Origin of the sequence: Pseudomonas sp. RL_5y_Pfl2_69, from assembly GCF_963970465.1 — a bacterium.
GTDB lineage: Bacteria > Pseudomonadota > Gammaproteobacteria > Pseudomonadales > Pseudomonadaceae > Aquipseudomonas.
In genome coordinates this window covers 1-1363 of record NZ_CAXAOU010000024.1, presented here as the reverse complement: position 1 = coordinate 1363, position 1363 = coordinate 1, and the positions used below count along the sequence as shown (strand labels likewise).

The 1363-nt window shown below is 57.9% G+C and carries 1 protein-coding gene; it reads left to right on the top strand.

Annotation, left to right across the window (positions count from 1 at the left end):
- On the top strand, positions 1-1363 hold a 1363-nt coding region (locus tag AACY07_RS24245; RefSeq protein WP_339478291.1), incomplete at both ends, for a lipase family protein.

Here is a 1363-nt window from a genome sequence, read left to right as displayed (position 1 = left end):
GAGCACGGCGCACACCTGCCGCCGTTGTCCGCACGCCATTTCCCTCCCAACTTCCATGTCTTTAAGCTGTTTCGACCGCTACCGGTCAAAGGAAGTGCTGGTTACAAACCTGAGCTAGCAAACCGTTTCGGCGTTCCGCTGATGCCGAACCGGCACCATGTACTGGAAGTGCGCCCGTTGCGCGCCCTGCGCCCAATGCTGTCACCCGGCAACGATTTCTGCGCGCTCAACCTCTACCAACTGGCGTTGATGTCGACACTGAGTTACAGCGACTTTGCCCAGCAACCCATCGATCATCCGGTAGAAACCGACACAGTGAGCTTTCCGCTACAGCCGAGCATCGGCAATTGGTTTGCTGACGCGCTAGCAAAATTTGACGAGCTTTGGCAGGTCGATGCAGCGCAGGCTGGAGGAAAGGCGTATTACCCGTTGTATGAGGAGGTGCCGTACTCCAGACGCCTGGAGGTCGTGCCCTTCGACCCGGCACTCTACCCGCAGGTTAATAGCCCGAGCCTGGGGGAGAAGCAGGAAAGTCCGGCGACTATTCACTGGCTTGATGACCGCGCTGATGACGACGGTACCGATACCCAAGCCTTTATCACTCACCATGATTCGCTGATTCTTCTTTCGATCCGGGGCACCGCCAGCGTGGCTGATGCCTTGCGTGACATGGATGCGACTCAGGTGCCCTTTGGCGATTCACCTGGCAAGGTGCATAACGGCTTTTATGGTGCGGCCAAGGTAGCCTACGATTTTGCAGTCCGTTACCTGGACAAGTTTTACAGCGGACAAAAACTGATTATCACAGGGCACAGCCTGGGCGGGGCGATTGCCTTGATCGTGTCTGAAATGCTACGCCAGCGCTCTGAAAACTATGACATCGTGCTTTACACCTATGGCGCCCCCCGGGCCGGTGACAAGGTCTTCGTAGAGGGGGCCAAGCCGCTGGTTCACCACCGCATAGTCAACCACAACGACCCGGTGCCAAGCGTTCCATCGACATGGATGAATACGTCCACCCAGCGGGAGTACATGGCACAGGGTGTCGTTACCGTGCTGAACCCGACTATCGGGGTGGCATCGCTGGTACTGGGCATGGTCAACATGACCGGTGAGCCCTACGCTCACCACGGCACACTGCGACACTTCATGCCGGTCTACTTTAACGCGGGCATCATGTCCTCGATCCTCTGGAAGCCGGGGTGCAGCACCATCAACGACCACGGTTGTGCCGTAGCGCTAAAGGCAACGGACGGCCTGCCCTCCCGTGGCTCATTCTTGCGACAAGTGATTGATAATGCCCACCACAAAATGGTCGTCAGCTACATTCCCAACTGCTGGGCCAGCCTGCGCCGCTGGCAGG